At 71.7% G+C, this 20574-nt stretch carries 21 protein-coding genes; 12 read left to right on the top strand and 9 right to left on the bottom strand.

Features of this window, described 5'->3' with window-relative positions:
• Positions 1–1470, top strand: a complete 1470-nt coding sequence (locus H4696_RS14920; RefSeq protein WP_086857709.1) for a dihydroorotase — start codon at positions 1–3, stop codon at positions 1468–1470.
• Positions 1471–1697: 227 nt separating this feature from the next.
• Here the strand turns inward: H4696_RS14920 and H4696_RS14915 are convergent, their stop codons facing one another.
• The 4 genes from H4696_RS14915 to H4696_RS14900 all read right to left on the bottom strand — a co-directional run bounded on the left by H4696_RS14915 (position 1698) and on the right by H4696_RS14900 (position 5861).
• Positions 1698–2516, bottom strand: coding sequence for an IclR family transcriptional regulator (locus H4696_RS14915; RefSeq protein ID WP_086857708.1), 819 nt, complete (start codon positions 2514–2516; stop codon positions 1698–1700).
• 280 nt (positions 2517–2796) lie between these two features.
• Positions 2797–4518, bottom strand: a complete 1722-nt coding sequence (locus H4696_RS14910) for a hydrogenase maturation protein (protein WP_225955689.1) — start codon at positions 4516–4518, stop codon at positions 2797–2799.
• A 220-nt stretch (positions 4519–4738) separates the two neighbouring features.
• Positions 4739–5251, bottom strand: a complete 513-nt coding sequence (locus H4696_RS14905; RefSeq protein WP_086857707.1) for a DinB family protein — start codon at positions 5249–5251, stop codon at positions 4739–4741.
• A gap of 19 nt (positions 5252–5270) precedes the next feature.
• The gene (locus tag H4696_RS14900) at positions 5271–5861 is read right to left on the bottom strand and encodes a TetR/AcrR family transcriptional regulator (protein ID WP_086857706.1); all 591 of its coding nucleotides are present in this window, start codon (positions 5859–5861) and stop codon (positions 5271–5273) included.
• A gap of 88 nt (positions 5862–5949) precedes the next feature.
• On the opposite strand from H4696_RS14900, the gene H4696_RS14895 reads away from it, so the two are divergent.
• The 3 genes from H4696_RS14895 to H4696_RS14885 all read left to right on the top strand — a co-directional run bounded on the left by H4696_RS14895 (position 5950) and on the right by H4696_RS14885 (position 8963).
• Complete coding sequence (locus H4696_RS14895; RefSeq protein ID WP_086857705.1) at positions 5950–6846, top strand: alpha/beta fold hydrolase; 897 nt, start codon at positions 5950–5952, stop codon at positions 6844–6846.
• A 193-nt stretch (positions 6847–7039) separates the two neighbouring features.
• On the top strand, positions 7040–8500 hold the full coding sequence (locus H4696_RS14890; RefSeq protein ID WP_086857704.1) for a multicopper oxidase family protein: 1461 nt from the start codon (positions 7040–7042) through the stop codon (positions 8498–8500).
• A gap of 76 nt (positions 8501–8576) precedes the next feature.
• Positions 8577–8963, top strand: coding sequence for a nitroreductase family deazaflavin-dependent oxidoreductase (locus H4696_RS14885; protein WP_086857703.1), 387 nt, complete (start codon positions 8577–8579; stop codon positions 8961–8963).
• Between the two features lie 38 nt (positions 8964–9001).
• Here H4696_RS14885 and H4696_RS14880 read toward each other — a convergent pair whose 3' ends face one another.
• Positions 9002–10054 carry a C40 family peptidase gene (locus tag H4696_RS14880; RefSeq protein WP_211299635.1) on the bottom strand — a complete coding sequence of 351 codons (1053 nt, stop codon included), beginning with the start codon at positions 10052–10054 and terminating at the stop codon, positions 9002–9004.
• A gap of 378 nt (positions 10055–10432) precedes the next feature.
• On the opposite strand from H4696_RS14880, the gene H4696_RS14875 reads away from it, so the two are divergent.
• From H4696_RS14875 to H4696_RS14860, 4 genes are read left to right on the top strand one after another with little or no spacing between them, the layout of a single operon-like run.
• Entirely contained in the window at positions 10433–10714 is a 282-nt protein-coding gene (locus H4696_RS14875) for a metal-sensitive transcriptional regulator (RefSeq protein WP_086857702.1), read from the top strand.
• Positions 10715–10746: 32 nt separating this feature from the next.
• Positions 10747–10953, top strand: a complete 207-nt coding sequence (locus H4696_RS14870; protein ID WP_086857701.1) for a heavy-metal-associated domain-containing protein — start codon at positions 10747–10749, stop codon at positions 10951–10953.
• A gap of 30 nt (positions 10954–10983) precedes the next feature.
• Complete coding sequence (locus tag H4696_RS14865) at positions 10984–11871, top strand: hypothetical protein (RefSeq protein ID WP_086857700.1); 888 nt, start codon at positions 10984–10986, stop codon at positions 11869–11871.
• A 19-nt stretch (positions 11872–11890) separates the two neighbouring features.
• Positions 11891–14143, top strand: coding sequence for a heavy metal translocating P-type ATPase (locus tag H4696_RS14860; protein ID WP_086857699.1), 2253 nt, complete (start codon positions 11891–11893; stop codon positions 14141–14143).
• Between the two features lie 5 nt (positions 14144–14148).
• Here the strand turns inward: H4696_RS14860 and H4696_RS14855 are convergent, their stop codons facing one another.
• The 4 genes from H4696_RS14855 to H4696_RS14840 all read right to left on the bottom strand — a co-directional run bounded on the left by H4696_RS14855 (position 14149) and on the right by H4696_RS14840 (position 16558).
• On the bottom strand, positions 14149–15078 hold the full coding sequence (locus H4696_RS14855; protein ID WP_086857698.1) for a M56 family metallopeptidase: 930 nt from the start codon (positions 15076–15078) through the stop codon (positions 14149–14151).
• Positions 15075–15437, bottom strand: a complete 363-nt coding sequence (locus H4696_RS14850; protein ID WP_086857697.1) for a BlaI/MecI/CopY family transcriptional regulator — start codon at positions 15435–15437, stop codon at positions 15075–15077. Before H4696_RS14850 ends, H4696_RS14855 begins: the two co-directional genes overlap by 4 nt.
• Before the next feature lie 72 nt (positions 15438–15509).
• Complete coding sequence (locus H4696_RS14845) at positions 15510–16112, bottom strand: DUF305 domain-containing protein (RefSeq protein WP_086857696.1); 603 nt, start codon at positions 16110–16112, stop codon at positions 15510–15512.
• A gap of 62 nt (positions 16113–16174) precedes the next feature.
• The gene (locus H4696_RS14840; protein WP_086857711.1) at positions 16175–16558 is read right to left on the bottom strand and encodes a DUF6153 family protein; all 384 of its coding nucleotides are present in this window, start codon (positions 16556–16558) and stop codon (positions 16175–16177) included.
• Positions 16559–16661: 103 nt separating this feature from the next.
• On the opposite strand from H4696_RS14840, the gene H4696_RS14835 reads away from it, so the two are divergent.
• The 4 genes from H4696_RS14835 to H4696_RS14820 all read left to right on the top strand — a co-directional run bounded on the left by H4696_RS14835 (position 16662) and on the right by H4696_RS14820 (position 20573).
• A complete protein-coding gene (locus H4696_RS14835) occupies positions 16662–17024 on the top strand; it encodes an ArsR/SmtB family transcription factor (protein ID WP_086857695.1) in 363 nt (120 codons plus the stop codon).
• 104 nt (positions 17025–17128) lie between these two features.
• Positions 17129–17620: an NADH-quinone oxidoreductase subunit B family protein gene (locus H4696_RS14830; RefSeq protein ID WP_211299634.1), complete on the top strand. Its 492-nt coding sequence runs from the start codon at positions 17129–17131 to the stop codon at positions 17618–17620.
• The gene (locus H4696_RS14825) at positions 17617–19629 is read left to right on the top strand and encodes a proton-conducting transporter transmembrane domain-containing protein (protein WP_192782318.1); all 2013 of its coding nucleotides are present in this window, start codon (positions 17617–17619) and stop codon (positions 19627–19629) included. The genes H4696_RS14830 and H4696_RS14825 overlap by 4 nt, the downstream gene beginning before the upstream one ends.
• Positions 19626–20573: an NADH-quinone oxidoreductase subunit H gene (locus H4696_RS14820; protein ID WP_192782317.1), complete on the top strand. Its 948-nt coding sequence runs from the start codon at positions 19626–19628 to the stop codon at positions 20571–20573. Before H4696_RS14825 ends, H4696_RS14820 begins: the two co-directional genes overlap by 4 nt.
• Position 20574 lies beyond the last annotated feature (1 nt).

The raw sequence follows: 20574 nt of genomic DNA, 5'->3' as shown, positions 1-20574 counted from the left end.
ATGGCCACCACGGAACTGCTCGTGAAGAACGTCCGGGTCGTCCGCCCCGACGACGCCGAGGGATCCGAGCCCGAACTGCTGGACATCGCCGTGAACGACGGCACCATCGTCCGTGTGGCGCCGGACCTGCCGGCGGACGACGCCGCGCGGGTCGTCGACGGCCGCGGGCTGCTCGCCTTCCCCGGCGTGGTCGACGCGCACCAGCACTGGGGCATCTACAACGAGCTGGCCACGGACACCCGCACCGAGAGCCGCGCGAGCGCGCAGGGCGGCGTCACGACGTCGCTGACGTACATGCGCACCGGCCAGTACTACCTCAACAAGGGCGGCAGCTACCGCGACTTCTTCCCCGAGGTGCTGAGCGCGTCCGAGGGCAACGCCTACGTCGACTACGCCTTCCACCTCGCGCCGATGAGCTCGCAGCACATCTCCGAAATCCCTTACCTGGTCGAGGAATTCGGCGTCACGTCGTTCAAGATCTTCATGTTCTACGGCAGCCACGGCCTGCACGGGCGCTCGACCAGCCAGAGCGACTTCCTGATGATCCCGCCGGACGAGCGCTACGACATCGCGCACTTCGAGTTCGTCATGCGCGGGGTGCAGCACGCCCGCGAGGTGCTGACCGAATACGCGCCGCACCTTTCGCTGTCGCTGCACTGCGAAACGGCCGAGATCATGACCGCCTACACCAAGCTGGTCGAGCAGGACGGCTCGCTGTCGGGCCTGCGGGCCTACAGCGCGTCGCGGCCGCCGCACTCCGAAGGGCTGGCCGTCACCATCGCGTCCTACCTGGCGCACGAGACCGGGCTACCGAACATCAACCTGCTGCACCTGTCGTCGGAGAAGGCCCTGTCGGCCGCGTTGACGATGGGGAAGGCGTTCCCGCACATCGACTTCCGGCGCGAAGTGACGATCGGGCACCTGCTGGCCGATGTGGACACCGCGTCGGGCATCGGCGGCAAGGTCAACCCGCCGCTGCGCGAGCGCGAAGACGTCGAGGCGTTGTGGCGGCACGTGCTCGCCGGCGACGTCGACTGGGTGGTCAGCGACCACGCCTGCTGCCGCGACGAGCTGAAGTTCGGTTCGGACCGCGACGACGTCTTCCTGGCGAAGTCCGGTTTCGGCGGCGCCGAGTACCTGCTGCCCGGGCTGGTCGGCGAAGGCGTGAAGCGGGGCCTTTCGCTGCAACGGATCGCGCAGCTGACGTCGCAGAACCCGGCGCGCCGCTACGGCTTGCTCAAGAAGGGCACGATCGCCGAGGGCTTCGACGCCGACTTCGCGCTGGTCGACCCGGACGTCCGGTGGACCGTACGCGCGGCCGAGTCCGAGTCGACGCAGGAGTACACGCCGTTCGAGGGCTTCGACATGACGGCGAAGGTGACCGACACGTTCGTGCGCGGGAACCACGTGTTCGCCGACGGCAAGATCGCCGGCGACCCGGTGGGCCGCTACCTCAAGCGCGGCCGCTGACAGGTCTTGGACGACTCATTCGGATCTTCGGCGGTCAGAGCTCCGGCAAAGTCAGGCCGGATGCGCCCCAATGTGGCGTTCGGTGCGTTGGATGCACCCAACGCCACATTGGGTGCGTGCGGGAAAGTCGCGGCAGCTCGCTCTGCGGTGGCTTCGTCGGCGTCTTGAATGACTCATTCAGGTCTTCGGATGTCCTGAATGACTCATTCAGGACACCGGGCCGCGCCCTACCGGCCGTCCGGCTCCTGCAGCCAGGCCCAGCTCTGCCGGATCTCGGCCGCCGCCTCCCGCACGAGATCGCGGTAGCGGCTGACGGCTTCGGGCGTGAAGCGGTACTGCGGGCCGCAGATGCTGATGGAGCCGTGGACGTCGCCGTCCGGCCCGAACAGAGGAGCGGCGACGGACCCGGCGCCGGGCTGCCGTTCGCCGAGCGAGACGGCGACCCCGTCGCGGGCTACCTCGGCGAGGACCTCGCGCAGCTCCTCGGCGGTGGTGATCGTGTGCTCGGTCAGCGCGGGGAGTTCCCGGTGCAGCACGGCTTCCCGGCGGTCCTCGGGCAGCGACGCCAGGATGACCTTGCCGGAAGACCCGGCGTGCAGCGGGAACCGGCGGCCGAGCTCGACGGTCATCTTGATCTCGCGAGGGCTCTCGAACTGGTCGAGGTACACGCGTTCGTCGCCGACCAGGCCGGAAAGCGTCGTCGTCTCCCCGGTTTCCTCCCGTAGCCGCCGCAGGACGGGCGTGGCGGCGATCCGGGCGTCGAACCGGCGCAGGGCGCTCGCCCCGAGCGCGACGGCCGCGGGGCCGAGCCGGTAGCCGGAGACGCCGGGGTCGGTGGCCAGCATCTCGCGCGAGACGAGCGACTGCAGGATCCGGTAGACGACCGCCTTCGAGAGGTCGAGCTCGCGGCTGATCGTGCTGACCCCGAGGTGCCGGGGGCCACCGGTGAAGAGCAGCAGCACGTCGGCCACCCGGGCGGCGGCCTCGGTGCCGGCATTGTCCGGCGCGCTGGCGGGCTTGCGCCCGGCGGTACTGTTGACGGCCAACCTCGTGGTCCTCGGAATTCGTTTCGCTGGCGGGAACGTTTCGCCGAAATTGTAGCACTTCCGGCGTGTTTCTTGGATCATTCGTTCCGGTGGGCGATACGACGTGGATCTGACGGTGCGTCGGCGCAGTCCGCAGCGTTCCGGCAAACGTCTTGAATGAGTCGTTCAGGACCTCCGAAGACCTGAATGAGTCATTCAAGACGTTCGGCGAGCGGCCGCCGGCGCCGGAGTGGCCTGGCCGTGCGACTTGCCGGAGCCCTGCCCCGGGCCGGCGGGTCCGTTACCGGGACACCGGGCTCAGGCCCGGCTGCCGCGGAGCGGGTACGGCGGGCGATTTCGATGGCGTGCCGGGGACCGGCTGGTTGGCCAGGAACGCGCGCCGGGCACCGGCGAAACCGCGGTGGTCGTCGAAGATGTCGCCGCTCATCTCGGCGAGTTCGCGCACGCGGTAGGTTTCCAGCGGCCGGTGCTGCTCGTCGGCCGCCCGGGCGGAGCGCTTGCGGGCGAGGAGCGCGCGAGCACGCGGACCGTCGGCCAGTTCGGCGGCGTACTCGAGCGCGGCCGCGGTGAACGCTTCCCGGTCGCTCGCGGCGAGCCGGTCGACCAGGCCGAGCCCGGCCGCTTCGGCCGCGCTGATCGGCTCGCAGCGCGTGGTCAGCTGCCGCGCCTGTGCCTCGCCGACCCGGCGGGGCAGCACGTAGGTCCAGTACTCGGAGCCGTAGAGACCCATGGTCCGGTAGTGCGGGTTCAGCATCACGCCGTCCCGGGCGATCACCTTGTCCGCGCCCAGCGCCAGCATCACTCCGCCGGCACCCGCGCCGCCGGACAGCGCCGACACCACGATCTGGTCGGTGCAGGTGATGATTTCCCGGCACAGGTCGTCGATCGCGGTGATGTTGCGCCACGCTTCCACCGCGGGGTTCGGGTGGGCTTCGATGACTCCCAGGTGCAGGCCGTTGGAAAACACTTCGCCGCCGGCCAGGACCACGACCTTGGTGTCCTGGGCCACCGCGTGGCGCAGGGCCGAGAGCAGCCGCCGGCAGTGCGTGGTGGACATCGCGCCGTTGTAGAAGTCGAAGCTCACCACCCCGACGTCGCCCGTCCGCCGGTAACCGATCTCCCGGAAGCCCGGCGGTTCCTCGGCTTCCGGCAGTTCGGGAACGCCCGCGAGGGCGAGCACCGCCGGCAGCTTGACCGGGATGCCGGGTGCGGCGGCCGGCCGCTGGGCGTGTCCCACCCAGAGCGCGCCGTCCCCGGTGCGGACCAGCACGGCGCCGTGGCTGTGCGCCGCGATCGTGCCGGGCTCACCGGGGGAGGCGGTGCCGGGATGCGCGTCGAAGACGGCGACCGGCACCCCGGCCAGCGTGGTGCGCACCCCGGGCCTGCCGTCGGCGGCGCGGATGCGGCGGAGGATGTGCGCGGACGGCTCGTGCCACGAAAAGCGCCGGTCGGCCTGGCGCACCGCGGGCCGGGACCGCACGGTGGCACCGGGCCGGTGGCGGTTCAGGGGCTGCGGGGTGAACCCCGGGCTTTCCGCCTTGCCGGCCACTTCGGCGATCAGGCTCATCGCCGCGTCGGCCACCTGGGTGTTGTAGAGGGTGCTCTTGCGCGGCGGGTCGGACGGCATCGGGAACAGCCGCGACCCCCAGATCGGCCCCGCGTCCATGTCCCCGGTCGCCTGCAGGGCCGTCACGCCCCAGGTGGGCTCGGCGTCCATGATCGCCCAGTCCAGCGCGGACGGCCCGCGGTCACCGGGCGGCCCGGGGTGGATGATGATCGTGCGGTGGCGCCGCCAGACGGTTTCGGGCACCCGGTGCTTCAGGAATGGGCAGATGATCAATTCGGGATCGGTTTCCGCCACGGCGGCGGCCATTTCCTTCGGGTCGTGTGCCGTCCGCACGGTGACGCGGTGGCCGTTGGCGCGCAGTTCGGCCCACGCGCGCTGACTCAGTCCGTTGAATGCGGTGCACAGCAACAGGATCTTCAACTCGTCTCCGCTCATCCAGCCGTCCGGAACGGTGGTTCGAACCGGCAGCACCGAATATCCGCTAGGCGACAGGAGGACCGTCCGACGGTACCTGAACGACCTCGCTGCGCGACGCTGCCAATGGTGTCTGCGGATTCGACCGTCCGGGGCGGCGCGGATACTCAGCGCACCCGATTTCCCTTGACGATTTTCGGTTCCGATGGGAAACAAACTTTTGCCGTTGGTTTTCCGTTCGTCAGTGGAGGGTGAGCTGGCGGCGGTGGAAGTCGAAGTGCCGGGTGGGGAAGCGGTAGACGTCGGCCAGCGTCATGTAGTCCCGGAAGAACGGGTCCCAGCGCGTCGGGTAGTGCATGCCGCGGGCGAGGTCGGTGTCGGTCTCCCGGTCGAGACGGCGGTGCAGCGCCGCGATCGTGTGGTCGAACAGGGCAAGCATCCACCGCTGGGGCAGGAGCGTCCCGCCGAGCCAGGAGCCGGCGAAGTTGACCGCGTCGAACGGCTTGGTCGCGGCGTTGAGCACCTGGGCGTAGCGGCGGCTGACGGGGTCGGGGAGCCGGCCGAACAGCCGGACCAGGTTCGACAGCGCGCGGATGATGAGGTAGCCGAGCAGCATGTGGAACAGCAGCTGCCGGTTGGTCCACCGCGTGCCGTCGCTCGGCGCGCGCAACGCGGCGGCGCCCGCGCCGGTCAGCAGCTCGTGGAAGTCCCGGCGCGCCCGGTCCAGCTCGTCGTGAACGGCTTGTTTGTCCACTTCATCAGTATGCGCCCGGTCAGCTGAGAGAGCGCACGGTTTGCGAGAGCGCGCCCAGGCTGACGTCGACGATCGTGCGGAGCTGCGGCCCGCTCGCGCCGGCCCGGCTCATCACGGCCACCGACTGGTTGACCGCGGCGAAGTGGACAGCGAAGTCGCGGGCGTCGCGGGCGGGCAGCTTCCCGGCGGTCAGGGCGGCTCGCAGGCGCGCTTGCTGGGCGTCGAGGGCCTGGACCGCGCGCGCGGCGATGGCGGGGCTCAGTGCCGGTATCGCCATCGCGGTCTGGGCGATCAGGCAGCCGTCGGGCACGTCGGGGTCGGCGATGCGCCGCAAAGTGACGTCGAAGAAGGCGCGTACGGCCCGCACCAGTTCTCCGGACGCCCCGGACAGAGCTTGGTCGTACCGGTCGCCGTACCGCGTGGCGTAGCGGTCCAGGCAGCGCAGGTACAGCGCATCCTTGTCGCCGAACGAAGAGTAGAGGGAGCTGCGGTTCAGCCCGGTCGCCCGGGACAGGTCGTCCACGGACGTGCTGGCGTAGCCGGCCCGCCAGAACTGGACCATCGCCGCGTCGAGCGCGACGTCCACCTCGAACTGCTTCCTTCCGGCCATTTCGCCGCTACCTCGTTTCGTGCCGGGGCGAGTGATCTCCCTCATCCTATCTTGAACTGAACAGTTCAAGATGGGTTAGTGTCGAGACATGCACGACATCTCCCGACTGCCCCTGCCCGACCTCGCGGGCTTCACCCACCGCTGGACCGACGTGGACGGCGTCCGCCTGCACGCCGTGGACGGCGGCCGACCGGACGGCCCGGTGGTCGTCCTGCTCGCCGGCTTCCCGCAAACCTGGTGGGCGTGGCGCAAGGTGATGCCGGACCTGGCCCGGCGGTTCCGGGTCATCGCGCTCGACCTGCCCGGCCAAGGCCACTCCGACCGGCCGCGCGGCAGCTACGACACGCACACCGTCGCGGCGCACGTCCAGGCCGCCGTCGCCGGGCTCGGCGTGGGGAAGTACTGGCTGGTGGCCCACGACGTCGGGGCCTGGGTGGCCTTCTCGCTGGCGCTGAACCACGAACCGCGGCTGCACGGTGTCGCGCTGCTGGACGCCGGCATTCCCGGGATCACCCTCCCGGAGTCCGTTCCGACGGACCCCGGCCGGGCCTGGAAGACCTGGCACTTCGCGTTCCACGCGGTGCCCGACCTGCCCGAGGTGCTGCTCGCCGGCCGCGAGCGCGACTACGTGGCTTGGTTCTTGAAGGCCAAAGCACTGTCCCCCGACACCTTCGACGACGCCGAAATCGACCACTACGCCGCCGCCGTGGCCGCCGAGGACGGGCTGCGCGCGTTGCTCGCCTACTACCGCGACGCGGCGGAATCGGGACGCAAGAACCACGACGCGCTCGCCCGGGGCGCGTTGACCGTTCGGGTCTTGGGGATCTCGGGTTCGCACGGCTCGATCCCGGACATGGCCGCATCCCTGAGCCCGTGGGCGGCCGACACCCGCGGTGTCGTCATTCCCCGAGCCGGGCACTTCATCCCCGACGAGCAACCCGGCGCGGTCGTCGACGCGGTGACCGCGTTCATCGAGCACCGGTAACCGCTGTCCCGGCTGAGGACGGCGGTCCTCGTAAGGGATGCCGAAGGTCCCTACCTCCGACGGCTGTGCGCGCGAACAGTGGACGACGCTGCCGCTTGACCCGTTCCGCCGTCGAGGAGCTGACCATGCCGGGTGTCGACGTCGTCGTCGAACCGCTGCCGACGGAAACCGGGCAGCTCCAGGAGACGGCACGATGACCGCGCTCAGCCGCCGCAGCGTTCTGCGCGCCGGGCTTCTGGCCGCCGGCGCGGCAGTGCTGTCCGCGTGCACCCCCGAAAATGCGAACCTCGTGCTGCCGGGCGATCCCCGCGTGGCCGGGTCCGAGGCCCGGCGGCGCGCGACCGGCCAGGTCCGGACCGTCCGGCTGACCGCGCAGAACGGAACCGTCGACCTCGGCGGCCCCGAGGTCACCACCTGGACCTACGACGGTGTCCTGCCGGGCAAGGAAATCCGCGTCCGCGCCGGCGACACGATCCGGGCGGAGCTGACCAACCGGCTGCCCGCCGAGACCTCTGTCCACTGGCACGGACTGGCCCTGCGCAACGACATGGACGGCGCCCCCGACCTCACCCAGGCCGCCATCGCCACCGGCAGCACGTTCACGTACCGGTTCGTCGCCGAAAACCCCGGCACCTACTGGTTCCACCCGCACTCCGGTACTCAGCTCGACCGCGGCCTCTACGCGCCCCTGATCGTCGAAGACCCGGCCGAGCCCGGCGGCTACGACCACGACTGGGTCATCGTGCTCGACGACTGGATCGACGGGACCGGCCAGACCCCCGACGACGTCCTCGCCACGCTCCGCCAGGGCACGGGCGGCATGATGGGCTCGATGTCCGGCACTGGCGGCAGCAGCGCGCTGCTCGGCGGCGACGCGGGAGACCTGCGTTACCCGCACTACCTGATCAACGGTCGCGTCCCGGCCGCGCCGGCGACGTTCACCGCCCGCCCCGGGCAACGCGCCCGCATCCGGATCGTCAACGCCGGCTCCGACACCGCGTTCCGGGTCGCGCTCGGCGGGCACCGGCTCCGGATCACCCACACCGACGGCTACCCGGTCGAGCCCGTGGAGACCGACACGCTGCTGATCGCCATGGGGGAGCGCTATGACGTGCTCACCACCCTCGGCGACGGCGTCTTCCCCCTCGTCGCCCTCGCCGAAGGCAAGGACGCCACCGCACTCGCCCTGATCCGCACGGGAGCCGGAACACCGCCACCGGCCACGATCCGGCCGGCCGAACTCGAGGGTGATCTGGCGGGCTACGACCGGCTCGCCGCCGCCACCGGCGTGCGACTCCCCGCCAAGGCCCCGGACGTCACGCACACCCTCGACCTCACCGGCGGGATGATGGGCTACGACTGGGGCATCAACGGCACACCGCTCGACATGAACCGGCGCCTGCTCGTCCGGGAAGGCCAACGGGTCCGGCTCGTCTTCCGCAACGGCACCATGATGTGGCACCCGATGCACCTGCACGGCCACACGTTCCAGCTCGGCGCCGCCGGTCCCCGGAAGGACACCGCGATCGTGCTGCCCGGCCGGACCGTCGCGTGCGACTTCGACGCCGGCAACCCCGGCCAGTGGATGATCCACTGCCACAACACCTACCACGCCGAATCCGGCATGGCGACCGTCCTCGGCTACCGGAGGTGAGGGGGTGGACTTTCGGCCCCGCAACCGGCGACCTTCGTTCCTGGTGACCGGGCCGGGCCCACGGCAGGGTCGAGCCATGGTGTTCCCCCGCGCGTTGGCGAGCCGTGCGGCGAACAAGGTGATGCTGCGCATGGCGGGGCATCTCGCGTTCGCCGACCTGGAGCACGTGGGACGCAGGTCCGGCCGCACCCGCCACACGCCGGTACGTGCCTTCCGCAACCGGGACACCGTGGTCATCGGGCTGAACTTCGGCCGCCGGTCGGATTGGTACCGCAACATCGAGGCGGCCGGCACGTGCCGGATTCGCCTCGGCGGCAGGGAACTCACGCTCGGCGCACCGGAACTCGTGCCCGTCGAGCAGGGGACGAAGGCCATGCCATGGCCGTTCCGCTTCGCGCTGCGGCACATCGTCCACACCGCGGAATGCGTCGAGCTGCCCGTGCTCGCCGAACGTCGGTCGTGACCGGGGCGGCGCCGCGGTCCGCGACACCGCCCCGGTGCTCAGGCCGTGGGCCGGGTCGCTCCGGCGTACTGGCTCTGCAACGGCGAAATCTTCACGACGTCGCCGCTGGTCGGTGCGTGGACCATCTTGCCGTCGCCGAGGTACATCCCGATGTGGGAGACCGGCGAGTAGTAGGCCACGAGGTCACCGGGCTGCAGCTGGTCGCGCGGCACCGGGGTGCCGAACCGGGCCTGTGCCGCGGAGTTGCGGGGCAGCGTGATGCCTGCCTTCGCGTACGCCCAGAGCATCAGGCCCGAGCAGTCGAACGTGCTCGGCCCGGTCGCGCCCCAGACGTAGGGGCTGCCGAGCTTGCTCAGCGCCGCGTTGACCGCGGTCTGGGCCGCCGCCGTCGGTGCCTTGACGGTGGGAGCCTTGCCGCCGGTGTCCCGCTGCGCGGCCTTGTCGGCGGCGCTCAGGGTCTTGTCGGCGGCTTTGACCTGTTCGATCTGGTCGTTGAGCGTCTTCTGCTTGGCCTTGATGTCCTCGGTCAGCTTGGCCGCGGCGTCGCGGGCGTCCTGAGCCCGTTTCGCGGCGTCGGCGGCCTTGCTGGTGGCGTCGTCGGCCTGCCGGACGGCCGCGGTGAGGTTGTTCATCGCGGAGTTCTTGTCCGTGGCCAGCACTTCGAGCGCCGACGAGCGGTCCAGGAAGTCCTGAGTGGACGTTCCCGACAGCAGTGCCGACAGCTTGTTCAGCTGGACGCCGCTGGTGAACGACGCGCCGGCGAACTTGTCGACCTCGGCCTGGTATTTCTTCTGGTTCTCCGAGGCCTTGGCGCCTTGCTCCTTCGCCGCGTTGACATCGCCGGTGGCCTTGTCGAGCTCGCCTTGCTTGGCCGTCAGGTCGTTCTGCGCGTTGAGGAGGTCTTCGTTGAGCTTTTCGGCCTGTGCCGCGAGGTCGCGGTACTTGGCCAGTGCGTCCGACCCGGAGGGCGGCGCTTGCCGGAAGGGGACCGGGGCGGCGGTGGCCGGGGGCTGGGCGACGGCGACCACGAGGATCACCGAGGTCGCCGCGAGGATGCCCGAAACCATCCGCCTGATGGGCTGCGACTGCACGGTCGCGCGTTTCTCCTTTGCTCGTTGTCCGCCGGCCGGAACGGGCGAAGAGGCCGGGGGACCCCTGCTCGCTGTCCGCCGCGCACCGGGCCGCGTTCTCCCGCGAGAGGATGGCGTTCGCGGGGCGGTTCCGATCCGCGGCTTCGGCGACGAAGCCGGCCGGCGCGATCCCGCGTCGCCGTCCGGTCGACGGCAGCCGCCGCGAGATCTCGGCCAGGCTACGAAAAGACTTCGGCCGCGTCTACCTTGCGGCGCAAGAAACCTGTCACGTTCTGCTATGTCGCATAGTACTGGCTGCTATCAGCGGTAGTAGACCGTCTTTCGCCGCCGAGACGCAGCTCACTTGAAACCCATACCCCCTAGGGGTACGTTGAGGGCATGAACGGCTACAGCGGCGACAAGGACGCCTTCCTCCAGCGCATGCGCCGGGTCGAGGGGCAGGTCCGCGGCATCGCCAAGATGATCGAGGACGACAAGTACTGCATCGACGTGCTGACGCAGGTGTCGGCGGCGACGAAGGCGCTGGAAGCCGTCGCACTGGGGCTGCTCGACGACCACCTGCGGCACTGTGTGGCCGACGCCGCGGCGCAAGGCGGCGACGTCGCCGCCACCAAGGTCGCCGAAGCGAGCGCGGCCATCGCGCGCCTGGTCAAGTCCTGATCCACCACCCGAACCGCTTCGAGGAGATCGCCATGAGCCAGACCACGTTCACCGTCACCGGCATGACCTGCGCGCACTGCGTGGCCTCGGTCAGCGAGGAGGTCGGCGCGCTCGACGGCGTCACCGACGTCGCCGTCGACCTGCCCACCGGGGCCGTCACCGTCACCAGTGCCGAGCCGATCGACGGCGCGCGGGTCCGCGCGGCCGTCGAGGAGGCCGGTTACCAGCTCGCCGGCTGACCGCCGGCCCTCGACCGAGGGAAGTCCACCATGAACACCCCAGCACGGCTCGCCGTCTTCGGCGGCGCACTCGTCCTCCTCGCGGCCGGCGGTTTCGCTGTGGGGACCGCGGCCGGCCCGGTTTCGGCCGCGCCCAGCGAAACCGCCGACCACGGCGAAGGTCATGACAGCGCCATGCCCGACAACGCCGGCATGGCCGCGGCCGGCGACCTGCCGGGCGGGCTCGCCTCGAGCAAGGACGGCTACACCTTCACCGTCGCCGACCCCGTCCCGGAACCCGGCCGGTTCTCGTTCACGATCACCGGGCCGGACGGGAAGGCCGTCACCGCGTTCGACGTCGAGCACGAGAAGAAGCTGCACCTGATCGTGGTCCGCCGCGACACCGCGGGCTTCCGGCACGTCCACCCCGAACTGGCGCCGGACGGCACGTGGAGCGTCCCGCTCACGCTGCCCGACGCGGGTTCGTACCGGGCGTTCGCCGACTTCGCGCCCACCGGCGGGAAGCCGATGACGCTCGGGGTCGACCTGTCGGTCGCCGGGAACTACCAGCCCGCGACCTACGCGCCGAGCCGCACCGCCCAGGTCGACGGCTACACCGTCGAGCTCGCCGGGGACCTGACGGCCGGGAAGACGTCGCCGCTGACGCTGACGGTCAGCCGCGACGGCGTGCCGGTCACCGACCTGCAGCCGTACCTGGGCGCCTACGGGCACCTGGTCGCGCTGCGCGAAGGCGACCTCGCGTACCTGCACGTCCACCCCGACGGCGCACCCGGCGACGGCAAGACAGCCGCCGGGCCGCAGGTGCGGTTCGCCGCCGAGGTGCCCAGCGCGGGGACCTACCGGCTGTTCCTCGACTTCCAGCACGGCGGGGTCGTGCGGACGGCCGAGTTCACCGTCACGACCGGCCACGGCCACTGAACCGCGAAGGGAGACGATCATGACCAGCACCACGGCCTCAGTGGGCCCGGTGACCGAGATCGAACTCGCGATCGGCGGCATGACCTGCGCGTCCTGCGCCAACCGCATCGAGCGCAAGCTCAACAAGCTCGACGGCGTCACCGCTTCGGTCAACTACGCCACCGAGAAAGCGCGCGTCCACGCGCCCGACGGCGTCGACCCGGCGACCCTGGTCGACACCGTCGAGGCCGCCGGATACCACGCGACGCTGCCGCAACCGGAGAAGCCCGAACACGACGACGAAGCCGAGGACGACCCCACGCGGCCGCTGCGGCAGCGGCTGATCACCAGCGCGGTGCTCGCCGTGCCGGTGATCCTCCTGGCGATGGTGCCCGCGCTGCAGTTCACGTACTGGCAGTGGATTTCGCTGACGCTGGCCGCGCCGGTGGTCACCTGGGGCGCGTGGCCGTTCCACCGGGCGGCGTGGACGAACCTGCGCCACGGCGCCGCGACCATGGACACGCTGGTGTCGATGGGCGTGCTGGCCGCGTTCGCGTGGTCGTTGTGGGCCTTGCTGTTCGGCACCGCGGGCACCCCGGGGATGGTGCACCCGTTCGAGCTGACGATCGCGCCGTCGGACGGGGCGGGCGCCATCTACCTCGAGGTCGCCGCGGGCGTCACGACGTTCATCCTGGCCGGCCGGTACTTCGAGGCGCGGTCCAAGCGCCGCGCCGGTGCCGCGCTGCGGGCGCTGCTGGAGCTGGGCGCGAAGGAAGTCGCCGTGCTGCGCAACGGTGCCGAGGTCCGCATCCCGACGGCCGAACTGGCGGTGGGGGACCGGTTCGTCGTGCGGCCGGGCGAGAAGATCGCCACCGACGGCGTCGTCGAAGAAGGCAAGTCGGCGGTCGACGCGTCGATGCTCACCGGCGAGTCGGTGCCCGTCGAGGTCGCCGAGGGCGACGCGGTGACCGGTGCGACGGTCAACGCGGGCGGGCGGCTGGTCGTGCGGGCCACCCGGGTCGGGGCGGACACGCAGCTGGCGCAGATGGCCAAGCTGGTCGAGGACGCCCAGAGCGGCAAGGCCGAGGTGCAGCGCCTGGCCGACCGGGTGTCCGGGGTCTTCGTGCCGATCGTGATCGGGCTGGCCGTGGCGACGCTCGGCTTCTGGCTCGGCAGCGGTGCCGGGACGGCGGCCGCGTTCACCGCGGCGGTCGCGGTGCTGATCATCGCCTGCCCGTGCGCGCTCGGGCTGGCGACGCCGACGGCGCTGCTCGTCGGCACCGGCCGCGGCGCCCAGCTCGGGGTGCTGATCAAGGGGCCGGAGGTGCTGGAGTCGACCCGCCGCGTCGACACCGTCGTGCTCGACAAGACCGGCACGGTCACCGCCGGGCGGATGACGCTCACCGGCGTCCACGCGGCGGCGGGGGCCGACGAGACCGAGCTGTTGCGGCTGGCCGGCGCCCTCGAGGACGCGTCGGAGCACCCGATCGCCGCGGCGATCGCCCGCGCCGCCCGGGAGCGCGGCGAGTTGCCCGCCGTCGAGGACTTCGTGAACGTGGAAGGCCTTGGCGTGCAAGGGATCGTCGACGGGCACGCGGTGCTCGTGGGCCGCACGGCGTTGCTGGAGGACTGGAGCCAGCCGTTGCCGGCGGACCTCGCCGCGGCGAAGGCCGAGGCCGAATCGCGGGGCCACACCGCGGTGGCGGTGGCCTGGGACGGCGCGGCCCGCGGCGTCCTGGTGGTCGCCGACACGGTCAAGCCGACGTCGGCCGAAGCGATCGCCCAGCTACGTTCGCTCGGGCTGACCCCGGTGCTGCTCACCGGCGACAACGCGGCGGTGGCCGAGGCGGTCGCGGCGGAGGTCGGGATCGACGAGGTGATCGCCGAGGTGCTGCCCGCGGACAAACTCGACGTCGTCAAGCGGCTGCAGGACGAGGGCCGGGTCGTCGCGATGGTCGGGGACGGGGTGAACGACGCGCCGGCGCTGGCGCAGGCCGACCTCGGGCTGGCCATGGGCACCGGCACGGACGTCGCGATCGAGGCGAGCGACATCACGCTGGTCCGCGGCGACCTGCGGGCGGTGGCCGACGCGATCCGGTTGTCCCGGCGGACGCTGCGGACGATCAAGGGCAACCTGTTCTGGGCGTTCGCGTACAACCTGGCGGCACTGCCCCTGGCCGCGGCGGGACTGCTGAACCCGATGATCGCGGGCGCGGCGATGGCGTTCAGCTCGGTGTTCGTGGTGGGAAACAGCCTGCGGCTGCGTGGCTTCAGGTCGCGCGCGACGGTTTGATCGACCTAAGGGCAGAGGAGAAGACTGCCGCCCACCACGAGCAGCACGGCGACCGCCGCTGGGGCGAGGAGGGCCGTGACGCAGCCGGTGATGGTCGCCGCCGCGGATGTCGGTGAGCCGTTGCCGAGGCGACTCAGCCGGATGGCCGTGTCGCCGCCCGCCAGTGCGAGGGCGCGGGGCGGGCCGTTCACCGCCCTGATCGACAAGAGGGCCGAGCGGAGCGGCTCGGAGCCACACTGGGCGGCTGCCGCCTGGTCGGCCGCCAGTTCGACGAGCAGCCGCACCGCCACCGGCAGCTCCCGCATCAGCGGCACGAACCTCAGCGTCCGGCCGAGCACCTCCGACCAGGCGGTGAGCAGGTGGTGGTGCCGGCGCACGTGGGCTCGCTCGTGCGCGAGCACCGCCCCCAGCTCGCGGTCCGTCAGCCGGGCCGCGAGCCCGTCGCTGGCGACCACCAGTGGCCGTCGCCCGCCCAGGCTGTAGGCGATCGGCCGCGCTTCCGGCAGCCACAGGGTGGGGACCGGCCGGGTGTCGCGGGCGCCGGTGAGCCGCAGCGCCGTCAGGTGGCGCCGGTGCAGGACGTTGCGTCGGCGCCGTCGGCGGAGCGACGCCAGAGCGAGCTGGCCGATCACGGCGGCCAGGACCGTGCCCGAGACGGTCCCGGCGATCGGGTCGAGGGCGGGCAGGCCGTCGTGGTCGAGCGCCGACCAGCAGTCGTGGAGCAGGCGGACGAGCGCGTCGGCGGGGCCGTGCCCGGGCAGGACGAGGAACAGCACCCCGGCGACAGCTCCGGCGGCGACGCCGACAGCGGTCAGGAGCCACCAGGCGAGCACCGTGCCCGGATCGATCCTCGCCGCGGCCAGCCGGCTCAGCGGCCGCGGTGACCACCAGCCGACCGCGACGCTGCCGAGCAGCAGGGCCGCCGCGAGGATCACCGCTTCCTCGGCTTCCGGCGCAGCGCCTTGCGGAGGACGTCGGACTCTTCCTCGCTGGCCGTGCTGACGAAGTGCAGCAGCACCGACTCGCGGTCGTCGACCGAGTCGAGCACTTCCCGCAGGCTCTGCGCGGTGGCTTCTTCGCGGGTGGTGACGGCGCGGTAGTGGTAGGCGCGGTTTTCCAGCTCGCGGACGACCCGGCCCTTCCGGTGCAGGTTGTCCAGCACCGTCATGACTGTGGTGTAGGCGAGCTTCCGGCTCCGGTTGAGCTCGTCGAGCACCTGACGGACCCGCATCGGTCCGGTCGCGTCCCAGAGCACGTCCATCACCGACGCTTCAAGCTCGCCCAAGCCCAGCATGACACCTCCGCGGGCCAGGATACTTCCCGTGCCGTGGCCGGGACGGCGGTCCGCCGCCCCGGCCACCGCTGGTCAGCTCTGGGTGAGCAGGCCCTGCATTTCGGTGATCTCGGCCTGCTGGGCGTCGATGATCTTCCGGGCGAGAGCCTTGGCGTCGGCGCTGCCGCCCTTGGTCAGCTCGGTCTTGGCCATGTCGATCGCGCCCTGGTGGTGCTCGATCATCATGTCCAGCCACATCCGGTCGAACTCGGCGCCCTTGGCGGCCCCGAGCTTCCCCAGGTCGGCCTCGGACATCATGCCGCTCATGCCCGGCATCGCACCGCCGGTCATCCCCGGCATGCTCGGCATCCCGGCGTTCCAGGTGGTGAGCCAGCCGTGCATCTGCTGGATCTCGGGGTCCTGGGCCTTCTCGATCCGGCTCGCGAGGTCGAGCACCTTCGGGTTGGTGCTGCGCGACGGCACGAGCTTCGCCATGTCGAGCGCCTGGCTGTGGTGCGGGATCATCTGCTGGGCGAACGTGACGTCGTCGGCGTTGTGCTCACTCGCCGGCTGGACGGGCGAAGCCGACGGCGAGCTGTGGTCCATTCCGGACGACGGTGAATCGCTGCTGCTGCAGCCGCCGAGGACGACGGCGGAGACCAGGGCGAGGCCGCTGAAGATGACGGTTTTGCGCATGACAAATCCTTCGCTGTACTACTGGGAATGAAATCGACGGGACCGTCTGGAGCCCGGGTCGATCACACGCGCAGGACGCACAGAGAAGTCAGGATGCCGCGGCCACGTCTGTCGGGCGGGCGACCACGGCCTGGCGGGCCACGGAGCTTCGCGACCCGCGAGAACGCCGTGGTCCACCGGGAAACCCCGAGGAAGGCGACGACCAGCAGGAACGCGTACAGCACGGCCAGGCAGAGGTGGAGGATGTCGTGCATGCCGCCCGGCATGCCCGGATCGTGGTCACCGGCGCCGGTCGCCGGCCCGGGGGCGGACACGGCGTGCGCCGTGATCCCGGGGGCTTCCGGCATGCCGGAGCTCATGCCGACGTGGTGCATCGCGGCGACGCACACGGCCAGCGCGCACAGCAGGATGACCTGCCGCACCTTGCCGAGCCGGTCCGCCGTCACGCCTTCACCGTACCAACGGCGCCCGATGCCGCCGCCCGGTGTCACGGCGAGCGATTCACCAGTTGCTAAGGTTGGCAACTGGTCACAACGGCGAGGAGTGTCGATGAGCAGGCCCCTCTACCAGGCGAAGGCCGAGTTCTTCAAGACGCTGGGGCACCCCGCGCGGATCCGGGTGCTGGAGCTGCTGAGCGAGCGCGAGCACGCGGTCGCGGAGCTGCTGCCGGAGGTCGGGATCGAGCCGGCGAACCTGTCCCAGCAGCTGGCCGTCCTCCGCCGCGCCGGTCTCGTGGTGACCCGCAAGGAAGGCTCGACCGTCCACTACTCCCTGACCAGCCCGCACGTGGCGGAGCTGCTAAAGGTCGCGCGGCAGATCCTGACCGGCGTGCTCACCGGCCAGGTCGAGTTGCTCGACGACCTGCGTGCGCCGGCGGCCACCGCCGGGCGGAAGGGCACGCGCCGGCGATAAGCCCCGGTCAACCCCCTTTGCGGGGCGCCGCCCCGCGCTGTTTCAGACTTGCTAAACTTCGCAACTGCTGAATATTTAGCCTGCGTGGTTGATCGGGAGCGAGTGTGCTGAGTCTGTGGCGCAAGATCCGCCGGACCGGGCGGGTGGCCGAGCCCGCGCCGCCGCGGCCGGCGGGCCCGCCGCTCGGGGCCGGGGCCTCGGCCGGGCTGGCCGGCTCGGTGCAGGTGCGGCACGTCGACGCCGGGTCGTGCAACGGGTGCGAGGTGGAGATCGGTTCGGCGTTCGGGCCGGTGTACGACGCCGACCGCTACGGCGCCCGGCTGGTGGCCTCGCCCCGGCACGCCGACGCGCTGCTGGTGACCGGGCCGGTGACCCGCAACATGGCCGAGCCCCTCCGGCGCACGTACGACGCGACGCCGGCACCGCGGCTGGTGGTCGCGGTCGGGGACTGCGCCCGCGACTGCGGGGTGTTCGCCGGTGCCTACGGGGTGGCCGGCGCGGTGTCGGACGTCGTGCCGGTGGACCTGGAGATCCCCGGGTGCCCGCCGCGGCCGGAGGCGATCGTCGAGGGGCTGCGGAAGATGACCGGTCGATGACCCTCGTGCAGTACGGTTTCGCCGCGGCGGTGGCCCTGGGTGTGCTCAGCGCTGTCGCGGCGGTCCTCGTGCCCGACGGGGCACGGTCCACTGTGGCCGGTGTGGGCACCGCGCTCGCCGGAGCCGCCGGGGTCGCGGCGGGTGGCGCGGCCCTGTCCGGTCAGACGTTTTCCCTTGCCCTGCCTGCCATTCTGCCGCTGTCGGGGGTGTCGTTCACCCTCGACGCGCTCGGCGGGCTGTTCGTCGCCGTGACCGGCGGCGTCGCGGTCGTGACGGGGATCTACGGGATCTCCTACACCCGGCACGGCCTCGATTCGCGGGGTGTCCAGGCCGCCTTCCCCGTTTTCGTGGTGGCGATGCTGCTGGTGCCGGCCGCGGCGAGCGTGGGCACGTTCCTGGTGTGCTGGGAACTGATGGCGCTGGCGTCGCTGCTGCTGGTGCTGGCCGAGCACCGGCGGCGGCCCGAGGTGGCGAGCGCGGGCCGGTGGTACGCGGTGATGACCCACCTCGGGCTGCTCTCCGTCCTCATCGGACTGCTCCTGGCGGTCGCGAACACGGCCGACGACGGCTTCGCGACGCTGCGGGCCGCGCACCTCCCGGCCGGCACCGCGAACGTCGTGTTCGTGGTGACGCTGGCCGGGTTCGCCTCGAAGGCGGGGATCCTGCCGCTGCACGCGTGGCTGCCGCGGGCGCATCCGGAGGCGCCGAGCCACGTGTCGGCGCTGATGTCGGCGGCGATGGTCAACCTCGGCGTGTACGGGATCGTGCGGGTCGGGTTCGACCTGCTCGGCGGCGGACCCCGCTGGTGGTGGCTGCTCGTCCTGGCCCTCGGCGCCGTTTCGGCGGTGTACGGGATCCTGCAAGCGGCCATGGGCACCGACCTGAAACGGCTGCTCGGCTACTCCACGACCGAGAACATGGGCCTGGTCCTGACCGGGATCGGCGCGGCCGGCTTGTTCGCCTCCTCCGGCCGCCGCGACCTCGCCGGTCTCGCGCTCGCGGCGGCGCTGCTGCACGTGGCCGGGCACGCGGCCTTCAAGACCTTGCTGTTCCTCGGGGCCGGGTCGGTGGTGCACGGCACCGGAACCCGTGACCTGGACGCGCTCGGCGGCTTGCGCGCCCGGATGCCGGTGACGACGGCGTTGTTCGGGTGGGGCGCGCTGGCGGCGTCGGCGCTGCCGCCGGGGACGGCGTTCGTGTCCGAGTGGCTGCTGCTGCAGGCGTTGATCCACGGCCTGCCGGCGGCCGGCGTGGCCACCGCGGTCGCGATGCCGCTGGCCGTGGCCGCCGTGGCGCTGACCGCCGGCTTGGCGGTCGCGACCTTCGTGAAGGCGTTCGGCGTGGGCTTCCTGGCCCGCCCGCGCAGCGCCGCCGCCGGGAAGGCCCACGAGAGCCCGCCGAGCATGCTCGCCGGGATGGGCTTGGCCGCGCTGGTGTGCGCGGTGCTCGCGGTCCTGCCCGGACTGGTCCTGCCCGCCATCGGCCGGGTCGCCGCGAACGTCACCGGGGCGGCCGATCCGGTCGTCGCGGAGGCGGTGACCGTCCGGCTGGCCGGAGTCGCCGGTGCGCTGTCGCCACTGATGTTGACTCTCGCACTGCTGGGCGCGGCGATCGTGGCGGTCGCCGGGGTGCGGCTGGTGGCGGTGCGGCGCGCCCGGCGTGCGGCCCGGCTGTGGGACTGCGGCGGCGGGCCGATGTCGGCGCGGATGGAATACACGGCGACGTCGTTCGCCGAGCCGCTGCAGCGGGTGTTCGACGACGTGGTGCGGCCCGAAACCGACGTCGACGTCACCCACCACGAGGAGTCGGACTACCTCGTGCGAGCGGTGGCTTACCGGACCCGGGTGCCCGATCGCGTCGAGCGCCGGTTGTACGAGCCGGTGCTGGCCGCGGTGCGGGCGTGGGGGAGCGCGGGACGGCGGCTGGCCAACGGCAGCGTGCACCGCTACCTCGGCTACGGCTTCTCCACGCTGTGCGGGCTGCTGCTCCTGCTGGCGGTGACCCGGTGACCGCGCTGGGGCTGATCGGCGGGTTCGTGCAGCCGGTCGTGGTCGTCGGCGCGTCGCCGCTGCTGGTCGGGGTGATGCGGCAGGTGCGGGCCCGGCTGGAAGGGCGGGCGGGCGCCGGGGTGGGGCAGCCGTGGCGGGATCTGCGCAAGCTGCTGCGCAAGGAGCCGATCGCGCCGCGCGGCACCAGCGAGGTCTTCCGGTTCGCGCCGCTGGTCCTGGTCGCGACCACGCTCGTGGTGGCCGTGGTGACGCCGTTCGCCACCACCGACTCGGCGATCGGGCCGGTGGCCGACCTGTTCGCGGTGGTCGCGCTGCTCGCGGTGGGCACGGTGGCGCTCGCGCTGGCCGGGCTGGACACCGGGACGGCGTTCGGCGGGATGGGTGCCAGCCGCGAGATGACGATCATCGCGCTGGTCGAGCCGACACTGCTGGTCGCGATCTTCGCGCTGTCGGTGCGGGTCGGGTCGACCAACCTCGCCTCGATCGTCACCTCGACGCTGCACGACCCGGCGCGGGTGATCTCCCCGGTGAGCCTGCTCGCCGCGGTCGCGCTCGTCGTGGTGATCGTCGCCGAAACCGGGCGGCTGCCGGTGGACAACCCGTCGACGCACCTGGAGCTGACCATGGTGCACGAAGCCATGATCCTCGAGTACGCCGGTCCCGATCTGGCGCTGGTGGAGCTGGCCTCGGCGATGCGGCTGTCGGTGTTCCTCGGGTTGCTGGCGAACCTGTTCCTGCCGTGGGGGATCGCCACGTCCGCGGCCCCGATGGCGATCGCGATCGGCGTGGGCGCGTGGCTGGTCAAGGTCGTGCTGCTCGGGGCGGTGCTGGCGGCGGGTGAGGTGTTCCTGGCCAAGCTGCGGCTGTTCCGGGTGCCCGAGCTGCTCGCCGGGTCGTTCCTGCTGGCGCTGCTCGCGGTCGCCGCGTCGTTCTTCCTGGCCTGAA

Origin of the sequence: Amycolatopsis lexingtonensis (assembly GCF_014873755.1) — a bacterium.
Taxonomy (GTDB): domain Bacteria; phylum Actinomycetota; class Actinomycetes; order Mycobacteriales; family Pseudonocardiaceae; genus Amycolatopsis; species Amycolatopsis lexingtonensis.
Note: the sequence above shows the minus strand (reverse complement) of the source record. Positions and strands in the feature narration are given on the sequence as shown.